17 protein-coding genes are annotated in these 18,272 nt (G+C 52.6%); 11 read left to right on the top strand and 6 right to left on the bottom strand.

Annotated elements, in window-relative coordinates:
* Positions 1-310: 310 nt before the first annotated feature.
* The 3 genes from Q31b_RS24870 (at position 311) to Q31b_RS24860 (ending at position 3,702) form a co-directional block, all read left to right on the top strand.
* Complete coding sequence (locus Q31b_RS24870) at positions 311-751, top strand: hypothetical protein (RefSeq protein WP_146602351.1); 441 nt, start codon at positions 311-313, stop codon at positions 749-751.
* A gap of 1,837 nt (positions 752-2,588) precedes the next feature.
* Positions 2,589-3,137 (top strand): hypothetical protein, encoded by a 549-nt coding sequence (locus Q31b_RS24865; protein WP_146602350.1) that lies wholly within the window; start codon positions 2,589-2,591, stop codon positions 3,135-3,137.
* 103 nt (positions 3,138-3,240) lie between these two features.
* Complete coding sequence (locus tag Q31b_RS24860) at positions 3,241-3,702, top strand: hypothetical protein (RefSeq protein WP_146602349.1); 462 nt, start codon at positions 3,241-3,243, stop codon at positions 3,700-3,702.
* 149 nt (positions 3,703-3,851) lie between these two features.
* Here the strand turns inward: Q31b_RS24860 and Q31b_RS24855 are convergent, their stop codons facing one another.
* Positions 3,852-4,046, bottom strand: coding sequence for a hypothetical protein (locus tag Q31b_RS24855; protein ID WP_146602348.1), 195 nt, complete (start codon positions 4,044-4,046; stop codon positions 3,852-3,854).
* 130 nt (positions 4,047-4,176) lie between these two features.
* Here Q31b_RS24855 and Q31b_RS24850 point away from each other — a divergent pair, with 130 nt between their 5' ends.
* The 5 genes from Q31b_RS24850 to Q31b_RS24830 all read left to right on the top strand — a co-directional run bounded on the left by Q31b_RS24850 (position 4,177) and on the right by Q31b_RS24830 (position 8,498).
* Positions 4,177-4,452: a hypothetical protein gene (locus tag Q31b_RS24850; protein ID WP_146602347.1), complete on the top strand. Its 276-nt coding sequence runs from the start codon at positions 4,177-4,179 to the stop codon at positions 4,450-4,452.
* 643 nt (positions 4,453-5,095) lie between these two features.
* Positions 5,096-5,659 carry a hypothetical protein gene (locus tag Q31b_RS24845; RefSeq protein ID WP_146602346.1) on the top strand — a complete coding sequence of 188 codons (564 nt, stop codon included), beginning with the start codon at positions 5,096-5,098 and terminating at the stop codon, positions 5,657-5,659.
* Between the two features lie 618 nt (positions 5,660-6,277).
* Positions 6,278-6,829, top strand: a complete 552-nt coding sequence (locus tag Q31b_RS24840) for a hypothetical protein (RefSeq protein WP_197172293.1) — start codon at positions 6,278-6,280, stop codon at positions 6,827-6,829.
* Between the two features lie 122 nt (positions 6,830-6,951).
* Positions 6,952-7,275 carry a hypothetical protein gene (locus tag Q31b_RS24835; protein ID WP_146602344.1) on the top strand — a complete coding sequence of 108 codons (324 nt, stop codon included), beginning with the start codon at positions 6,952-6,954 and terminating at the stop codon, positions 7,273-7,275.
* Positions 7,276-7,478: 203 nt separating this feature from the next.
* Entirely contained in the window at positions 7,479-8,498 is a 1,020-nt protein-coding gene (locus Q31b_RS24830) for a flagellin (RefSeq protein ID WP_146602343.1), read from the top strand.
* Positions 8,499-8,724: 226 nt separating this feature from the next.
* Here Q31b_RS24830 and Q31b_RS24825 read toward each other — a convergent pair whose 3' ends face one another.
* From Q31b_RS24825 to Q31b_RS24815, 3 genes are all read right to left on the bottom strand, one after another.
* Positions 8,725-9,348 carry a SpoVG family protein gene (locus tag Q31b_RS24825; RefSeq protein WP_146602342.1) on the bottom strand — a complete coding sequence of 208 codons (624 nt, stop codon included), beginning with the start codon at positions 9,346-9,348 and terminating at the stop codon, positions 8,725-8,727.
* Positions 9,349-9,417: 69 nt separating this feature from the next.
* Positions 9,418-10,413 (bottom strand): 4-(cytidine 5'-diphospho)-2-C-methyl-D-erythritol kinase, encoded by a 996-nt coding sequence (locus tag Q31b_RS24820; RefSeq protein WP_146602341.1) that lies wholly within the window; start codon positions 10,411-10,413, stop codon positions 9,418-9,420.
* Positions 10,414-11,472 carry a thiamine phosphate synthase gene (locus Q31b_RS24815; protein ID WP_146602340.1) on the bottom strand — a complete coding sequence of 353 codons (1,059 nt, stop codon included), beginning with the start codon at positions 11,470-11,472 and terminating at the stop codon, positions 10,414-10,416.
* Positions 11,473-11,614: 142 nt separating this feature from the next.
* On the opposite strand from Q31b_RS24815, the gene Q31b_RS24810 reads away from it, so the two are divergent.
* From Q31b_RS24810 to Q31b_RS24800, 3 genes are read left to right on the top strand one after another with little or no spacing between them, the layout of a single operon-like run.
* Entirely contained in the window at positions 11,615-12,232 is a 618-nt protein-coding gene (locus tag Q31b_RS24810; RefSeq protein WP_146602339.1) for a LemA family protein, read from the top strand.
* Positions 12,229-14,268, top strand: coding sequence for a M48 family metallopeptidase (locus tag Q31b_RS24805; RefSeq protein WP_146602338.1), 2,040 nt, complete (start codon positions 12,229-12,231; stop codon positions 14,266-14,268). The genes Q31b_RS24810 and Q31b_RS24805 overlap by 4 nt, the downstream gene beginning before the upstream one ends.
* The gene (locus Q31b_RS24800) at positions 14,265-15,494 is read left to right on the top strand and encodes an amidohydrolase family protein (protein WP_146602337.1); all 1,230 of its coding nucleotides are present in this window, start codon (positions 14,265-14,267) and stop codon (positions 15,492-15,494) included. The genes Q31b_RS24805 and Q31b_RS24800 overlap by 4 nt, the downstream gene beginning before the upstream one ends.
* A gap of 386 nt (positions 15,495-15,880) precedes the next feature.
* Here the strand turns inward: Q31b_RS24800 and Q31b_RS24795 are convergent, their stop codons facing one another.
* Positions 15,881-16,108 (bottom strand): hypothetical protein, encoded by a 228-nt coding sequence (locus tag Q31b_RS24795; protein ID WP_146602336.1) that lies wholly within the window; start codon positions 16,106-16,108, stop codon positions 15,881-15,883.
* Positions 16,109-16,333: 225 nt separating this feature from the next.
* Complete coding sequence (gene cimA / locus Q31b_RS24790; RefSeq protein ID WP_146602335.1) at positions 16,334-17,917, bottom strand: citramalate synthase; 1,584 nt, start codon at positions 17,915-17,917, stop codon at positions 16,334-16,336.
* Positions 17,918-18,272: the final 355 nt, after the last annotated feature.

The raw sequence follows: 18,272 nt of genomic DNA, 5'->3' as shown, positions 1-18,272 counted from the left end.
CATTGAGATTGTAGTAGAATTCATGAGGCTTCTTTCGCATGTATTGTCGAACCACGATGTCCAAATTGTTGGTTACGACCATTAACACCAAGTGAGCGAATCCTCGTGATTCAGCTCGTTTATTACATCGAGAGAAGCCATTTTCGTTTAAAAATCCAATCAGTCCACCTAAGAGTATGTGCACGGGAGCGGCGTAGCGACCGCTGCGGCCATCGCCAGACCTTGGGTCGCCGCCCCGTGATGCCCAACGTTATCCGACTAAATCATTCACTGCACAACAGCACTCCATAGACACAAGGAAGTACCGCTGATGATTCTCATACCCCGTAAGATCCAAAGTGCAGTAGTGGCTTCCATTGCGATCGTGCTCCTCCATGACACCGTCGTTGCCCAGTCTCCCACGAGAGCCAATCGGTTATTTCAAATCCAACGCGACCAGCTATCTGATGCTCTTGGAGCCAATCATCCCGCTGTGCTCGCGGCAACCGCTCGTGTTGAGCTTGACCGGCAGTCTCGAACTCAGACTCACAGCATTGTGGATTTACCCAAGCCCGACCAAAAGTCCCAGCTCAATCAAGTTATTAACGCATTCAGTGACCTCGCTTCCGAGACCAACCACAAGTCTCAGCTCAAGCGAGTTGTTGACGCGTTCAACGACCTTGTTTCCGAGAACTACAAGCTTAAAAGACGAATTTTGGAGCTTGAGAAAAAGTTAGAGAGGCTTGAGGAGAAAAAAGCGGGTGCTGAGTAGCTAAAGCACCCAGACCGTAGATAACCAAACGTCCAGCGTGCGGACTGGAAATGGTTTGACAACGAACGGGTGTGAATCCCGCCTGGGTAGCCGCTATCCGCCTTAATGCTCGATGACACTTCGTAAACATGCTGGACTGCTAACTGTATCTTGCTCTGCTATTCGACGTCGCGTAGACACTGTTGATGTCATCGGATTGGTTCCGAGCGTTTACTGGATCGCGACGTCATTTCGTAAACGACTTGGGATTGGATTGGTTTCGAACGTTTATTCGATGACGACGTTGTTTGGTAAACGCTATGTCACCGAGGGGGACGAAGTCCGCACTGGTACGCCCACTGAATGATGGCACACTGGACCACTTCGTAAACCATCGTGGTGCTTCGTGTACTCGATTGCAAACGTTTGCTCGTTAATTACATCAAACTTATTACACTCACACCGTAGCGGATAACAACGCGATCAACCGCAGTCGGCCACGATAGTTTGCGGTCATCTAAGCGTTAATCGGGCCGACGCGGTTATCGCAAGCGTTATCGGATTGATGCGCTGTAGTCGTTACGGCAATTGGTGCGCTGTCGTTGCTCGGTTGATGCGGATGCTCGAATCCTAACCGCTATACTTGCTCGGTCGAACACTGACCCGAAACCCTAACTGCTATCGCTACTCGGTTGATGCGGATGCTCGAATCCTAACCGCCATACTTGCTCGGTCGAATCCTGACCCGAAATCCTGACCGCTATCCTTGCTCGGTCGATGGTTGCTCGGTCTCGCTTCGGTCGGCTACAATGGTGTTTTAACGTTCGCCGATTTAGAAAACCTTTTCGGCGATTCCCCAAACTGATCCGATAACCAATCGATGAACGTGCGGACTGGCAAGGTCTGATTGACTAGCGGGGGGAGATCCCGCCTGGGTAAGTGCTAGCCCCACGCCCAGTATCGAGTGTTGCAGCGACTGTATAAGACCAGAGGTCGAAGTCAGTCGTTGAAGCGTACACAGAAAGGTAGTGAGGATGAAGCGATCGTAGGTGGCCCTGCGACGTTGAATGGAATTAGCCCCGAAATTTGGTAACTGTCGGATCCTGCCCAAGGTTTGTTCATGCCTGAAGGCAATATCGGTTGCAGCGTTAACGGCAAGCTGTCATCGGAGGCCCGGGGTCGGCGGCCCATTCGCACTACACATCATGTCAATCAGGCAACCAGTGAGACCCTGAAGTTCTTGATCGCTTCGCGACTTCCAATTGTGAGCGGTCGAGTATGTCCTAGAAGTGGAATAAGCGACGAAGACAAATGACGCTCAGGGAGTCGGATGACCGAATAGTACCGTTGAAGCTTGAAGTCCAATCAGGTGGAATGACGTCGAGTAATATCGATCAAGGGAAGGCGGTCAGGATTTCACGCGATTCAGACTGGGCACCGCCCGTACTCTGTGACGGACCTTCGGTGTTAACTCGGCTGTATCGCAGTATTTCTCTTGTAATGGGAGTTCTGGATCGCACCACGTTGTTTTCCCCGCGCGTACGCCCCCGCGCGTATCGACAACGACAGAGTGTGGCCACCCGTTTGCTTGGGCGATACCAAGTGAGATTTGGGAGCCGGATGCTAGAAAGTGGCACGTCCGGATCTGAGAGGGGCCGAGGGTCAATGAGGCAAGGTTCGAATCTTGTGACACCACAATCGGGAAACCGGTGGCAAACAGGGAATACAAAGTGTAACCTAAACCAAAGAGACCCCGGTCTACTCGCCGGGAGCCGCCGATGACGCGTTTACAAATCGAGAGTCTTTCGCGGTCGCCCGGTTACGACCGCCGTTCGCCCAATTGGGAATACGCTTTTTGATGGCAGGCATTGACGATGAGCGAATGTGCGAGTGCGGGTGGCTTGGCGCGCAGCTAAACGACCCCGATTCGCCTGTTGGATACGACTCGCTATCTAACAGTTTTCACTTTACCGGACCGGACCGCGCTCAATACTCGATGTACTACTGTCCCTTTTGTGGTGGCAAATTCCCCGATTCAAACAAGCGGATGAACGTTCCTCTCGCGCCACCGGGAGAACGCATACGATTAGAGACAATGATCCGAAGCGTCGAGAGTGCCGATGATGCTACCCGAGTTCTTGGTCCGCCTGACTACGACGGTCTGATGCGAACCTACCGGCAAACCGCGGACGGGATGACCGTGGACTCATCGGTAACGCCCACCCGCAATATCGAATACTACAACGTATCCGACTGGTACAACATAGAGTTTTACTTTCATTCCGATGAACATACTGCTAAGATCGTCCCCAAGAATCTCTCGGCGACTCAGCTTGAAGGCACTTTTGACTTTCCCGAATCCGATGATCCGATTGTCGGTGACCTCGATGACGAGTTGCACGGATAGGGCGAATCAGCGGATGCTCGTGAGCCGCCGACTTGAGTTTATTGAAGTGGTCGGTCGTTCGCGGCGGCCACGTGATCCGTAATCGTTATCCGACTGAAATCCGATGAAACGCTTCCTTCGGTTTCGCATCCTTACACTACTTTGCGTCACGTTCGTTGCCGCGATCGGACTCGCTCTTAGTCGCCCGTTTGATCCCAAGATCACATTTGTTTCGACCGTTGCCACGACACAACCGCTGGACGAAGGCGGAACATATCCGTGCCTTCAGTTCTCGTTTCGCAACGACGGTCTGTTTCCGGTGTGGTACAACAATTCCGGCCCGCTATCTTGTGATATGATCATTCGTCAGTTTCCTGCGAATGAAACTGCTGACTGGGTCTGGCTTATGCCTGACGATGGGGTGTGGACTCGCGTAGACCCAAGTGATACCGCATCGGTGAACGTACCGTTTGACACCGGCGCAACCCGCCTTAGAATCGGGATCAAGCTGGCTGACTGGCGCGGACGTGACGCCGAGCGTTGGAGCGAAACCGTTAATCCAACGCAGCTACAAGACGGCACATAACTAAGGCATCGCTTTACGCTTGCTTGTCAAACGCCCTACCGTCAAGCGAGCCGAGTGGTTTGGCCAAGGAACGTCTTTCGCGCGTCCTCGGTGATCCCGGCCATTATCGGAATGGTGCTCGATCGACCCCTGACCCGAAACCCTAGCTGCTATTTCTTATCGATCGGTTGTTGCTCTGTCTCGCTTCGATCGACTACAATCAGATTCACACCGAATCGGGACGAATGTGTCACCGAAGCGGTCGAAGACCAAACCGACTCCGCTCCAATCCTGCTGCATAGTTCATCTTTGAAGTTCTGCGTCCCCAATTTCTCGTCGATCCCCCACACTGATCCGATTACCATGGGTTGAACGGGAGTCGGCCACGACGACTTTCGGCAATCTAAGCGGTTTTTTTTGGCCGACCACGTTAACCCGAACGTTCGTCGTGTCGGCAAACTCGACCCCCAAGCTCTTTGCAGCTCGCAATCTTCGATGCCCAACTCAAACGAAATGGACCCGCTCAATCCTGGCCGCTTGCCCACTCCCGATGACCTTCGTTTCAAACCGAAGGAAACACCGGATCCTCAACACACGCCACTGCCATCATGGACCGCGCCAGCATTGGGCGCAATGATCGGTGCTTTTGGAGCCATTCCGGCATTTCAACAGTACGACGGACCAATGGCGTGGATACTGACTGGCGTGATGATGTTCCTCGGCTTGCTTGGTGGCTTGATTATTCTCGGTTACGATATTGCTCGGCGTTGACCGACTGATAGCGCTCGAATTTTGCTCGGTCCTTCGTTGGCTTGTAAACTGAATGGTCGCGTCAACGCAACTCGGTCGCCATGACAGGCCGCCCAAACAGCCCCGACGAACCATGGGTTGGACGCGGAGGACTCGAAAGCGATTTTGGGCAGTGGTTGCTCATCCGCTCGTCCCAGGTCAACCCAAACGTTCCCCGACTGAAGACTTAAAGCACTCCAATCTAAAACTGTAGCTTTGCCGATTGGTTTATTCGTACTGCTTTTTATGACAGTCGCTATTTTCCGCCGTGCTCGGCGCAACGGCAGATCTGGTGCTGCATGGGCCGTTGGTCTTTGGGTGGCTTCGTTTGCCTGTGGGATGCTCTGCTCGGTTGGGTACTTGCTGGTCCTCGCAGTCACAACTGATCCAGAGGTCACTGACATCAAACTTCGTGATATGATGCTTCTTCCAACCGCAGTTGGCATGTGCATCGGCGCATTACTTGCAACGTCTCTAGCTGGCCGACCGCGTAAAGAATGACGCGCGGGGAGCCATGCGGTGACCATAAGCGGCGGTGGTGACTTTGATTGAAGTGGTTGATCAACCCCCGCCGCCCGCATATCGCAAACGTTCTGCCATACAAAACAATCGGCCATGTCGCATCGTGCTTGACCACCTTGAGCCAAACGATTCGCCCATCGAATCACTACCGATACTGAATGCGTACCTTCATACCGTTGCAGCTACTCTCAAGCCAAAGGTCGATCGCAAGGCGAAGGCTGTGGTTGGCATCGCGTGCTTGCCCTCATTTGAAGTCGAGTGGATGCTTGCGCTTCAGTGTTCACGCAGCGGGCATTACACATCCTACGCACACACTGCCGACCAAGAAATCTGGCCGCTTGAAGAGACGAAGGCAATTACACCGATCAAGAACCATGCGGCTGTTTCAAATGAACTCGGAGCTTCGCTGCACAAAATCTTTCGACTGGCGCTATTGGGGACTCGGCATTCGGATTCGCCCAACATGGGGCTTGATGGCGTCACCTATCACTTTTCTTGCGACCACATGAGCGGTAGGACTTGGTCACCTCCAGAGAACTCCTTGCCGGGTAAACTGTGCGCCCTTTCCGATTGTCTTTACAATGACACAGTCGCCGGCAAGATCAACGAGCGCCGGATTTCCCGACGCGTCCGTTGGTTTCATGGCAACCTTCCCGGGTTTGATTGAAGCGTACGAAGGCAGAACAATGACATGCACGGGAGGACGGCTTGCGACGTTTATTGAAATGGAAAGTCAACTCTCCGTCCCCCGTGATGTCGGACGTTCGCCGACCAAGACTCTCACTGGATCGCCCGTAAGCAGATTCTTCATGGAGACTACTCGCTGGATTGCTACTTTCATCGCGCTCGCTATCGCAGCGGTCTCCACCGGAGCCAACTTCTTCCTGGCATGTCGAAAGCTGATCCTCTTCACGTCGTCCGGGCCCTCCTACATTCCCGTCGTAGGATTTACCGCAGCACTGCTTGGCTTATTGTTGGTGCCAAAGACCCAGGCCACACTATCGGCGATTGCCGTCACGGCGGGATGTGTGTTCCTGTGCTTTGACATCTCCCCCCACTGCGCGGATGTGATAAACTCAGTGCGTGCAAGATTGACCGGGCGCAAGCCTTCGTGACCCTAAAGCGGGGATTGTTTGATCGTGACGACGAATTCCATGTCTCGCGTCAACTACGATCAAGAGCGGCGAACCAGACGATGCACGTGAGTCGCCGAGTTGAGTTTTTTTGGAGTGGTGAGTCGTTCGCGGCGACCACGTGATCGTTACCGTTCTGCATCTCAAACAGCATGACACTGGAAGCCGACATTATCGAACGCATCCGCGCAGACTTTCCGGATGCTGGTACCGCCCTTGCTGCTATGAGCGTGAGTGGAAAGACCGGACGCATTGCGCGATGTATTGTCTTCGCTTCAAACGGCTCGCTCGAGAAGATGCGCGAGTACATTCAAATGGCGGAGACGGACTTTCGCGATGTTATCGTCGCTGGGGAATATGATGAAACAATGCGTCCGGTTAGGGATCTGTGCGTTTCATTTCTGATTGCTTCTCCCGATGATTTTTGGATCGCTGAGACTGCAAAATCAATTTACAAACGCGGTTATTCGCTCACGGCTGTGAAATCTGGCCCTGCAACCGTCGGTCCGTTTGACTACACATGCGACCGAAGCGAAGGTACAGCGACGTTTTCAAGCGACGTTCACGAAATTGAAATCGAAAAAGCAGATCGAAAGTGGTCCGTTAATTCGGACGATGACTTGCGGCGATTCGGACTGGACGAATCCTTAGACGACGAGGAACGATTCAGGATACAATTGGACTTGTACCTGTCGCAGAAATGATGCAGAACCAGGCCGTGAACCGGAGCGGCCGGTGACGTCGGTTTTGAAGTCATAGTTTTTCGCGGCCGCCCGGTTACGGCTGTTGTTCCCCGACTGAACGATGCGGGGCATTTGGCTAATGCATGAAACAAGACACAAACCCATACGAATCACCAGCGGAACAATCGCGGCCAGCATCGTCCCCGCCGATCAAACGAGGCCCAAGCATTCCAGTCGGGATCGGCATCTGCGCCGCGATCACGGTGGTTTATTGGATCTGGGAAAGTCGGACCGGTGGAAATATCCGGGTCGACCTGCTTTTGTTCTATCCGGTATTGTTCGGCTTGTACCTCTATTCCCTGCAGCGTCTTGGCTGGCTTTCGGCGATCATCACGCTCCTACTTATGGTTGCAAATTACTGCTTTTTCGCAATTTCGTATTCGCTATTCGACCTACCATTGGGGTGACCTGAGGCGATCTTTTCTCACACCGGTTCTTACTCGGTGTATTCTATGATCGGCGGCCTTGCTCTACGTTTCACGCTTCGGTGGTTCTTAACCCGACTTGCGGGGAACCAGACGATGCACGTGAGTCGCCGAGCTGAGTCTATCGAAGTGGTGAGTCGTTTGCGGCGACCACGTGATCGTTAACGTTCGCCAACTGAATTACGATGAGATTGAAGCCGCAATACAAACTGTCCGCACTACTGGTGGTGACATTGGTTGCGGCAATTGCGTGTTCTCTTGCTTTGCCATTCGATCCGACCGTGACGTATCTAGCGATGACCGCCTACAACTCGACCGACGGAACGGCCACACCCACCGCGTTTGCTGACGGCGTGGATGCAGCAGGCGGACTCGCCGAAGACGTTGTCTTCGAACTGCTGGGCAAATCAGGCTCCGAAGTCTTCAACGTCAGTAAAGGAACGAGTATAGATGACCTCGTAAAACAGATCAACTTGGTCAACGATGCAACCGGGGTTACGGCAACCAAAGATGGCCAAGCGTTAGTTCTGACTTCGAACGACTATGGCTCCGATGCGATTGTTGACTTCCGTGTCATCAGCGAAGACAGTGGCGGAACAATGACGGCATCCGTCGGAGCTGGGGTTCGAGATACCGGAGCCGATATTGTTGCCAAGATCAACGGGATTGATGCCAACGGCAAAGGCAATACACTGGCGATCAACACCTCGACTCTTGACGTATCGATCCAAGTCGATCAGGGATCAAGCGACAGTATCGACTTCACAATCAATGGTGGAGGTGCACTCTTCCAACTCGGTTCGGATGTCGTCAGCAACCAACAAGCGCGGATTGGGATCGGCAGTGTTAGCACCGCTCGGCTAGGTGGTGCAACAGGAAAAATGTTCCAGCTTGGTAGTGGTGAATCGGCTTCATTGACGAATGACCCCAACCAGGCAGCCAAGATCGTCACCGAAGCAATCGAACAAATCACGAGTCTTCGCGGGCGGTTAGGTGCGTTTCAATCAACGACCCTCGAGAGCAATATTGTCAGCTTGAACGATACGGTCGCCAACTTGCAAGAGGCGGAAAGCTCGATCCGCGATGCCGACTTTGCGGAAGAGTCAGCCCGTCTAACACGTGCTCAAATCTTGGTGCAATCGGGAACAAATGTCTTGTCGATGGCAAATCAGAATCCTCAAAACGTTTTGTCACTCCTGCGATAGCCCGTTGGAATGGTTTCGTTCCCTTGTCTCCGGGCTCACGTTTGGGAACGAACGCGATGCAAGGAGAATTCGCACCCGGACCTCTGTCTCCCATGCAGAGGGCTCCCATGCAGAGGGCTCGGCAGGCGGCATGCAAGACAACCCGCTCTCAGGTGGATGCCTGGGAAGCCGTCGCATGCTGAGGAATGCGTGAAGCTCACGGTCTGATGGCGTGCGGTTTCACTCGCTAGAAAATGCCGACTCCGAAATCATCACCGCCCCCTGATTCGTTGCCCTCGGCATCGACCCGTTCTTTGGTGGACTGGTTTGACTCATCCAAAAAATGTGGACGTGGTGGACTCCCGCTTTCAAGCTTCGCGGGTCCTTCCTGGTCGATCATCGCCGTTTTGTTGCCGTCGCTCGGTTGGCTTGCTTCCGATTGGCTATTTACTTCGTGGCCGTCGTAGTCAAAATCATCATCATAACGAGATTGATAGCCTGGCTCACGTGAGCGAGCGAGTTCCGATCTGAATTCTTCGATCACGGCGGATTGAATTGTTTCACGACATTCACTGTTGATTGGATGGGCGACATCCGCATACAGCTTTTGCGGAGAATCAAGATCGACATCAAGCTGAAGCTTCGTTCCGCAATGGTTGCAGTAGGTTGCTCGCAAATGATTTTTGTGAGAACAGCGTTGGCAATGACCGGTAAGTTTGCGACTTGGCATGGCAACGAAAGGACCGTTTGCACCGTCAATGATTTTCAGGTCTCGGACGACAAAGCATCCGTCCATCGTGATCGAGCAAAATGCGCGAAGACGATCTTCGGATGATTCCATCAGCTTGATTCGAATTTCTGTGATTTGCACGGTTCGACCCTCCCTAACCGTTCGGCGTTACAACGTTTGCTTCTACTCTGATCCTGTTTGGACGACTCTTTAGCAGTTGGAACTCATTTCAATCTGCGAAGGAACCATCGACTGCCGACAATGCGAAACACGCAACCCAGGATAATATTGACTTCGCAATTGATTTGCCACACGTTTCGCATCGACCGTCGATCGAGCAAAACCGAAACAAGCCGACCCGCTGCCCGTTAGTTGACACCCTAACAAGTTCGACCGCCACATCGATTTGAGTATTTCGTCAATTTCAGGAGCAGTTTTTGAAGCGGGTTCCTGTAGTCGGTTCAGCCCCCCAAAGGCGATGTCGTTTACCAAACCCGCCTCAAGTGCCACGATCATCGCAGCACTGTCAATTGTAGCGTCTGGAATCGAGGCCACGGAATAAACACGAGCTGTTGACAAAGAAACTGCTGGAAAAACCACCACAATGTCAAACTGAGAGGATGACGCAATCTGCGACAAATGCTCTCCTCGACCCGTCGCTCGAGCGGCGCGGCTCTTTTCACCATTTGGACCTAAAAAGAAGGGGACATCGCTTCCCAAACCGGCAGCCAACTCCAGTATACCCGAATGATTTGGCGAGATTCCATTTAAAATCGCCGCACACCTCAACGCTGCGGCCGCATCACTACTCGCACCTCCCATCCCCGCCCCCGCTGGAATCGACTTCAACAATTCGCAGCGAAAACCAGTCGGAAGATCAAAACGATTGCGGAATCCTTCGAGCGCCCGGAAGACCAAATTTCGATCGTCTGCCGGAATCGCGAGCCATTCCGTTTGTTCCGATTCGGGGGTAACCCCCATTTGGCAAGCGATGATTTCCTGCGACGGCATCCAGCGAACCGACAATTCAATGGAGTCAGATTGGGTACGCTCAAGCGATAGATGGTCGCACCAATCGATCGGTACCATCACCGTGTCAATATCGTGAAAACCATCATCACGTTTGCCGAGTAGTTCAAGAAACAAGTTTAGCTTTGCAGGCGGACGTGTTCTTACAATCGTCGAAAAGGGGAGTGGATCATTCATTCAGTTTACCAGAATTGCTTTCAAATGAGCTGCGGCGGCTGCCGGGTCCTCGGCGTCTCTCAATGCTCCTGTGACGGCAATACGATCAAAACCAGCATCGATGACTTGATTGACATTCGTTTCATCGATGCCACCGATGGCAAATGCGGGTATGGTTGTCATCGTGGCTGCCTTTTCAAGAAACGCTGTACCGACATAATGGCTAAATGACTTGGTACGACCACCGAAAACAGGGCCACAACCGATATAATTCGCTCCATCAATCTGAGCCTGTTCAATCTCTTGAACCGTATGAGTTGAAACGCCAACAAGTCGCGAGTCACCAATGACCTGTCTCGCAATCTTCGCTGGCAGCTCATCCTGACCGACATGCACGCCATCGGAATCAGCAGCGGCCGCAATGTCTGCTCGATCATTGACGAGGAACAAGCAATCGAGTTCGATCGCTAGTTTCGCAGCAACGACGGAGCGCTCGTAAAGGGTGCGGTCGCTTGCGTCTTTATCGCGAAGTTGAAAGACGTCCACTCCCGCAGCAGCAAGCGATCGAATCGATGCGACGAACATCTCGAGATCCTCGTGAACATCCATTAGCAAATATAACTTCGCTTGCTCGAGCAATCTTTGACGGCGTGAGACCGGTACAAGTCGTTCGATCGAAGCACAGTGATGATAAGCTTGGTAACGGAGTTGCTCGACTTCCTTTGCAAAGCCCGCGTCAATGGTTTTCCCATATTCCTCGATCACCCGCAGCGATTGTTGGATCCGTGACGACGCAGCGGCGACAATCTGAATCTTCGTCGTCCGGTTGTACTCGGCCTTGGTTTGGATCACCGTGCCGATATCATCCGGTGTATTGCGGGCCGCCAAGAGCATCGAACGCGATAGGGACGTGTTCACCAGTCGAGTCAGTTGATGCCGGAGCGACTTAAACGATTCGGAGTGCGAAACCGACTCGATTTCAAAACGCGAGTACTCTTCGATGGTCCGAATTCCCTCGCTGACCCGATTGATCGAGGCGTCTAAAATTCGATAGGTCGCTGTAAGTGAGTCCGGTATCATTGCAATTTCAAACTTGGGTTGCGTGCGATTCAGCGCATTTGCCGACTCCGAATGGCGTCGACCGTTCCTATCGCGGTAAAATCGTGTTATCCTGGGGGGAACAATTCTTCCCTAACGTCTCATTCTATCTAAGAGTGCTTGCATGCCGCTACCTACCATTGCAATTGTCGCTTTCATCGTCGTCCTGCTAATCGGATTGGTTCTGTTACTGTATGGTGTTGGGATCTTCAATCGTTTAGTGACACTACGAAATCGCGTCGACAACGCTTTCTCGCAGATTGAAGTACAGCTCAAGCGGCGGCACGACCTGATTCCCAATCTGGTCGAAACGGTTAAAGGCTACATGAAGCACGAACGCGAAACACTTGAAGCGGTTATCAACGCTCGCAAACAGGCTGTTGGTGGACTGTCAAACGCCGCTTCCGATCCGAGCAATCCCGAAGCAATGGCAATGTTGGCCGGAGCGGAACAAGGATTGTCTGGAGCCCTCGGACGATTGTTCGCACTGGCCGAAGCCTATCCTGATCTAAAGGCGAATCAGAACATGGCACAATTAACCGAAGAGATCACGACGACCGAAAACAAAATTGGTTTTGCTCGGCAAGCCTATAACGATTCGGTGACAGAGTACAACACCTATCGGCAAACCTTCCCACCCATGTTGTTTGCAAATGCGTTTGGACACACTCGCGATCGGGAATTGTTGCAATTCGAAGACGAAAACCTCAACGAAGCTCCCAAGGTATCGTTTGAGAAATGAGCACTCGCTTCTTCGAGCAGCAAACAAAGGCTCGTCGAAACACGGCATGGCTGGTCGCCATGTTTGTGATTGCGACGTCGTGTATCGTCATCGTGACGTTTTTTGCCGTCACCTACTTTGCCAACGTCTCGCTGCGCCCAAAACGGTTCGATCTGTCCAGCGTTGATTCCGTTAGCATCCATCATTTTTTAGCAAACCCGAAAGCGACGAGGTTCGGCTATGGTGCTGCGATTTTTGCTACCGCGATGATCCTCGGTGGCACGGCATACAAAGTGATTTCGCTTCGTCATGGCGGCGGTAGGGGCGTTGCGGAAAGTGTTGGTGGACGACGCGTCGTTCCCGATTCCGCCGAACTCTCTGAGCGGCGGCTACTCAATATCGTTGAAGAGATGGCGATCGCGTCCGGCACGCCAGTTCCACCCGTCTATCTCCTTGAAGAGCCTGGAATCAATGCGTTCGCAGCTGGATATTCATCAAGTGATGCCGTTATTGGTGTGACTCGCGGAGCTCTCAACCATTTCGATCGCGAACAATTGCAAGGTGTGATTGCACACGAGTTTAGCCATATTCTCAATGGCGACATGCGAATGAATATCCGTATGATCGGTATCTTACACGGCATCCTGCTGCTGGCGTTGATCGGACGCTTGTTGTTTCGACTGTTCCTCTACGGAGGCAATGGGCAAAGTCGATCGAGCGATAGTCGAAATTCCACCGGTCTCTACATTGTTGTGATCGCTCTTGTATTGATTGTTATCGGATCGATCGGTTCCCTTTTCGGTGGCATGATCAAGGCGGCGGTATCAAGGCAACGCGAATACTTGGCGGATGCATCCGCAGTCCAATTCACGCGAAACCCAGATGGGATTGCTGGGGCACTGAAAAAGATTGGTGGCTATGCCTCGCATGGACGTTTGCAGCATCCCAACGCGGCAGTGGCCAGCCACATGTATTTCGCACAAGGAATCTTTGAAGGGTTGAGTGGCTTGATGGCGACTCACCCGCCACTCCCGAAGCGAATTCGGGCAATCGACCCGAACTGGAATGGGAAATTTGCTAGACTCGAACAGCCTGGACCAATGCCCAAACCAATGCCCGAGTACAAACGCGAAGCATTGCAGGCGGCATCGGGTTTGGCGGCATCGGGTTTGGCGGCATCGGGTTTGGCTGGCACAACGGCTGTCAAAGCTGCACCATCCGATCACGCTCCGCTGCAAGTCGTCGCCTCCGCAGTCGATTCCGTGGGGACGCACGAGAAATACCACCGAGTTTATGCCGCAGATCTGCTGGATGAACTCGATCCGCGAGTGCGCGGCGCGGCAAGAGAACCCTATTCCGCTCGGGCGTTGGTCTTCGCGATCCTGTTGGACCAGGATCCTTCGGTCCGCAAGGACCAGATTACAGCATTGTCCGCCCGAATCGAACCAGCGTTGGTAAAACTCACGCTAGAGTTAGCAACAGCAATCGAAACGTTGCCAGATAAAGCCTACTTGCCCGTCGTCGACCTCAGTTTGCCCGCGCTGTCAGCCATGTCGAAACCTCAGTACAGCGCCTTTATGAATTCATTTGTCGAACTGGCTCGAGCCGATTCAAAAATTACCATATTCGAGTGGACCCTCGCTCAAGTGCTGATGCGCCACTTGCGTCCCCGGTTCGAACAAGTGCGCAGTCCCATTCCCCATTATTACGGGTTACAACGTCTCGGAACGGAAATCTCGATGCTGCTTAGCATTCTCGCTCGCGTCGGCCATCCTACGGCGCAAGGTGTACAAAGCGCGTTTGATGTCGGTGCTCGTCGAATCGGCGGGTCGCTTACGCTGCAACCGCGTGAAAAGCATTCGTTGTCGAACTTGGAAACCGCAGTCAAAAAACTACAGAAATTAACAGTCCAGCTTCGTGGCAAAATCGTCGATGGTTGTGCGGCGGTTGTGTGTGCCGATGGAACGGTTGAAGTCCGCGAAGCCGAGCTATTACGCGGTATCGCCGATTTGCTCGATTGTCCCGTTCCACCGCTAATCGAGCAGATCGAACCATGACCATTTTGGCTGGTCAACTTCTGCTCGCTGAAAGTCCCAACCAACTCGAGCTTCGACCTGGTTTTGTTCGCATCGACGACGATCACATTCGCGAGGTGGTTGAAGGCGAATTGCCCCGCTCGGCCGATTACCTAAATCCTAACGCATTAATCTGCCCCGGCTTCATCGATACGCACCTTCATTTGCCGCAGTTTAATATGATTGGCGCCCATTCGATGCCGCTACTTCAGTGGTTAGAATCGGTCGTTTTCTCTGAAGAAGAAAAGTGGGCCGACGCATCTTATGCTCACAAAATGTCGACCCAAGTTTATCGGCAATTGCTGTCCGTTGGAACGACTAGCTTTTGCGCTTACGCGTCGGTACATCACGATGCTACGCTTTGTGCGATGGAGTTGGCACACCAAACAGGGTTTCGGGCATTGATCGGGCAAGTCCTGATGAACCGGTTTGCACCCAAGTCACTTTGCCCGAGCACAAATCAATTGATCGATGAAGCGTCAAAAACGATTGAACGTTTTCCGATCGACAAACAAATCGCGGCCGCAGTCACACCGCGGTTTGCAATCAGTTGCACCTACGATTTGTTGGAAGCGGCCGGAAGATTAGCAACACAAGCAAGTGCGTTTGTGCAAACCCATTTGTCCGAAACCGTGGCTGAATGTCGCCAAGTGTCGGAGCTGTTTGACGGTGCTCGCTATGTCGATGTCTATCAAAAGTCTGGTTTGTTGGGGACACGGAGTATCCTCGGACATGGGATTCACCTGAGCGTTTCCGATCGAAAGGTCTTGGCCGATCACGAATGCAAGATCGCTCATTGTCCGACCGCGAACACATTCCTGGGATCGGGGGCGATGGACCGTGAAGCGTTAGAAACCGATTCCGTTACCGTGGTTCTCGGGTCCGATATCGGTGCCGGATATGAGCGCAGCATGGTACGTGTCGCTCGAGCGATGATCGAAACGGCTTCACTACGACAGAACAAAATTCCATCTGCAAGTTCAGCCTGGTACGACATCACCGCAGGTGCTGCCGACGCACTCGGCTGGTCGGACGTCGGGCGTCTGCAAAGCGGTTGCCGTGCGGACGTACTCGTCATCGAACCTGATATCAAGTGGATCGATTCGCCAGTCGACCCACTGTCGATGTTGATGTTCGCTTGGGACGATCGGTGGATCAAACGGACCTATTTGAGAGGCCAATGGCGTCACACAGAAGATTCTCGATAGGACGTTGATCATTGAGACGTCATCTTGCCGTCGGTAACAGACGCTTTCAATTGCATGATCGAAAATCGTCTTTTCCGGCCCGCCACCATTGTCTTAGAGAGATCGAACTTCTCTTCGATGGAGGAACCGCTTGCAGTGGAGCGAAGGATGGCATCTGTTTTTGACCAACGTTATGACGCAACCGTACCTAGCAGTATCGCGGCAACATCGCGGCAGCATCGGGTTTTTTAGAGCATCTTCCCAAGCAGAGTCGGTGAACTCGATGCATTGAGAATGCTTACCAAACGCGTCACAATCGGAATGGACCGTATTCGACGTCGAAATAGCGGTGACCGTTCACGGACGAAGCCCGTGAACGATTACACCGATAGGCCCCTGGTGGCTCGCTAACGTTTCACTCGTTTGCGCCAATAGCTAACGCCCATTTCGTTGACGGCTTTTCCATCGAGACAGATTTCGATGCGATCGGTGCCATCGACGACATTCTTTAGTTGTTTTGCTGCCGCTTCGCCACTTGGAGCCTCGACGGTCGCGGCGGACAAGCATTTCCCGGCATCGGACATCTGGCGAATTTCATAGCTTTTCGTATCGGTTTGGGTGGTTTCGAAGTTCAAGCCTGCTCCTCTATTAAGTATCGAATTGATGAGTAACATCCACACGGACGCTCTCTCTTTCCCATCAGGTAACGCCATTTACCCCAAACCTGTCAACCGCAAACGGCAAAAGAATGTCCCAATGGCGAGGTGAGTGCCATTGTCACTCTACACTCCGATCGTCAATTACGACAAAGCCGGCTTAGGATCAGACAAAATTCAAAAATCGCTAGCAACCAGGATTGACTAGCCATTTTTGTGAAGTTTGTACTCCACCGCATCGACCAAAGCACGCCAACTTGCTTCGATAATGTTTTCGCTAACTCCAATGGTGCCCCACGACTCATTCTCGTCACAGCTTTCGATGTTGACGCGTGTCGATGCAGCCGTGCCAGCCCCCGAATCGACAACTCGCACTTTGTAGTCAATCAATCGCATTTTGGCGAGCGACGGATAGACATCAAGTAGCGCTTTGCGAAGAGCCGCATCGAGGGCGTTAACAGGCCCCTTTCCCTCGGCAGCTTCGAACCATAACTTATCACCAACCTTTAGCTTGATGATGGCTTCGGCGAACACCGATTGTCCATCGCCATGACTGTCGCGATCCCCCGCGACCACGCGATACTTGATCGGTTCGAAATGCGACGTGTAAGAACCCGCGATGCGTTTGATCAATAGATCGAAAGACGCAGCCGCGTTTTCGAATTGGTAACCTCGATTTTCAAGCCGTACGACTTCGGCCAAGACTTTGTCCATCAGTGCATTGTCGTCAGCGATATGATGCTTTGTCGCAAGTGCAACAATGTTGCTGCGCCCCGACAACTCGCTCACCAAAATCCTTCGCTCGTTTCCGACCGATACAGGATCAATGTGTTCATAGGTCTTTGCAGCCTTGTTGATCGCATGAACGTGCATGCCACCTTTGTGCGCGAACGCACTTTGCCCGACAAACGGCTGGCTACTCTGCCATTGCAAATTAGCGGTCTCATACACAAACCGGCTTAACTCGGTTAACGACTGAAGCGACCGTCCACCGAGAACCGTGTATCCGGTTTTCTTTAACGCCAAGTTTGAGAGAACAGAGATCAAGTCAACATTGCCACATCGTTCACCGATCCCATTGATCGTCCCTTGAACCTGAGTCGCTCCCGCGTCGACGGCAGCCAATGAGTTGGCGACAGCCAATTCGCAATCATTGTGGCAATGGATGCCAAACTTGACGTCGTAGTCGGCTAGTTCCTGACGAGCGATAGCGGTGACTTCGGCAACCCGCTCGGGCAAAGATCCACCATTGGTGTCGCACAATGACAACCATTTTGCTCCCGCGGACGCCGCAGCCTTCAAGGTTTCGATTGCGTACGGAGGGTTAGCACGAAAGCCGTCAAAAAAATGCTCCGCGTCATAAATGACCATCGCATGTTTCGCTAAGAATTCGGCACTCTCGCCGATCAGAGCCAAGTTCTCTTCGAGCGTAACGCCTAACACTTCGGTAGCATGGTAATCCCACGTTTTTCCTACCAGCGTGATGCAGGGAGTTTCCGCGGCCACGAGAGCATTCATGCCGGGATCTTGATCGGCCTTCAGCCGTTTTCGCCGCGTCATTCCAAACGCACTGATTTTGGTTTCGCCAAGATCTCGCTTTCTCACTTCCTTAAAAAAGGCGACATCCTTTTCATTGGACAGTGGGTAGCCGCCTTCAATGAAATCGACACCAATTTCAGCCAAACGCTCTGCAATATTCAGTTTGTCGAGTAGCGAAAAACTAACCCCTTCGCCTTGCGAGCCATCGCGAAGAGTTGTGTCGTAAATTAAGATGGATTTCGAATTCATTAAATGAGATCGTCGATTCGACGCAAGGAACACGCCTTCGTCAGAGATGCCAGCAGTAAAATGGTCGGAAACAATTTGGCCCAACAGGATAAGCTGGTGGGCTGAAAGCGTCAATTCCTGCACTTTTTTCACTCAACCACCTGCCCATTGGGCCGTCAGCCCCACGGCGTAGACCAGCTCCGCATGCGAACCGCTCGGCACGCGATTCAATCTAGGAAACTCGCTGTAACCCGAACGAGCGATACAGACCGTCCATCGGAAACGGAAATCTCCTGACCAGCTGACTTTATCTCGGATGAGAATCTGTCTTCTCCAACCTTTGAGCTATCCCTTTAGGTAGCGGACCTCTGTCACA

Source organism: Novipirellula aureliae, from assembly GCF_007860185.1.
Lineage (GTDB): Bacteria > Planctomycetota > Planctomycetia > Pirellulales > Pirellulaceae > Novipirellula_A > Novipirellula_A aureliae.
This window is presented reverse-complemented; position numbering and strand designations above follow the sequence as displayed.

Coding starts and splice junctions, on each gene's coding strand:
- Q31b_RS24855 (WP_146602348.1), bottom strand. CDS start 4,046: ATGGTAATCGGATCAGTGTGGGGGATCGACGAGAAATTGGGGACGCAG.
- Q31b_RS24850 (WP_146602347.1), top strand. CDS start 4,177: ATGCCCAACTCAAACGAAATGGACCCGCTCAATCCTGGCCGCTTGCCC.
- Q31b_RS24800 (WP_146602337.1), top strand. CDS start 14,265: ATGACCATTTTGGCTGGTCAACTTCTGCTCGCTGAAAGTCCCAACCAA.
- Q31b_RS24870 (WP_146602351.1), top strand. CDS start 311: ATGATTCTCATACCCCGTAAGATCCAAAGTGCAGTAGTGGCTTCCATT.
- cimA (WP_146602335.1), bottom strand. CDS start 17,917: ATGAATTCGAAATCCATCTTAATTTACGACACAACTCTTCGCGATGGC.
- Q31b_RS24865 (WP_146602350.1), top strand. CDS start 2,589: ATGGCAGGCATTGACGATGAGCGAATGTGCGAGTGCGGGTGGCTTGGC.
- Q31b_RS24835 (WP_146602344.1), top strand. CDS start 6,952: ATGAAACAAGACACAAACCCATACGAATCACCAGCGGAACAATCGCGG.
- Q31b_RS24840 (WP_197172293.1), top strand. CDS start 6,278: ATGACACTGGAAGCCGACATTATCGAACGCATCCGCGCAGACTTTCCG.
- Q31b_RS24860 (WP_146602349.1), top strand. CDS start 3,241: ATGAAACGCTTCCTTCGGTTTCGCATCCTTACACTACTTTGCGTCACG.
- Q31b_RS24805 (WP_146602338.1), top strand. CDS start 12,229: ATGAGCACTCGCTTCTTCGAGCAGCAAACAAAGGCTCGTCGAAACACG.
- Q31b_RS24820 (WP_146602341.1), bottom strand. CDS start 10,413: ATGAATGATCCACTCCCCTTTTCGACGATTGTAAGAACACGTCCGCCT.
- Q31b_RS24815 (WP_146602340.1), bottom strand. CDS start 11,472: ATGATACCGGACTCACTTACAGCGACCTATCGAATTTTAGACGCCTCG.
- Q31b_RS24810 (WP_146602339.1), top strand. CDS start 11,615: ATGCCGCTACCTACCATTGCAATTGTCGCTTTCATCGTCGTCCTGCTA.
- Q31b_RS24830 (WP_146602343.1), top strand. CDS start 7,479: ATGAGATTGAAGCCGCAATACAAACTGTCCGCACTACTGGTGGTGACA.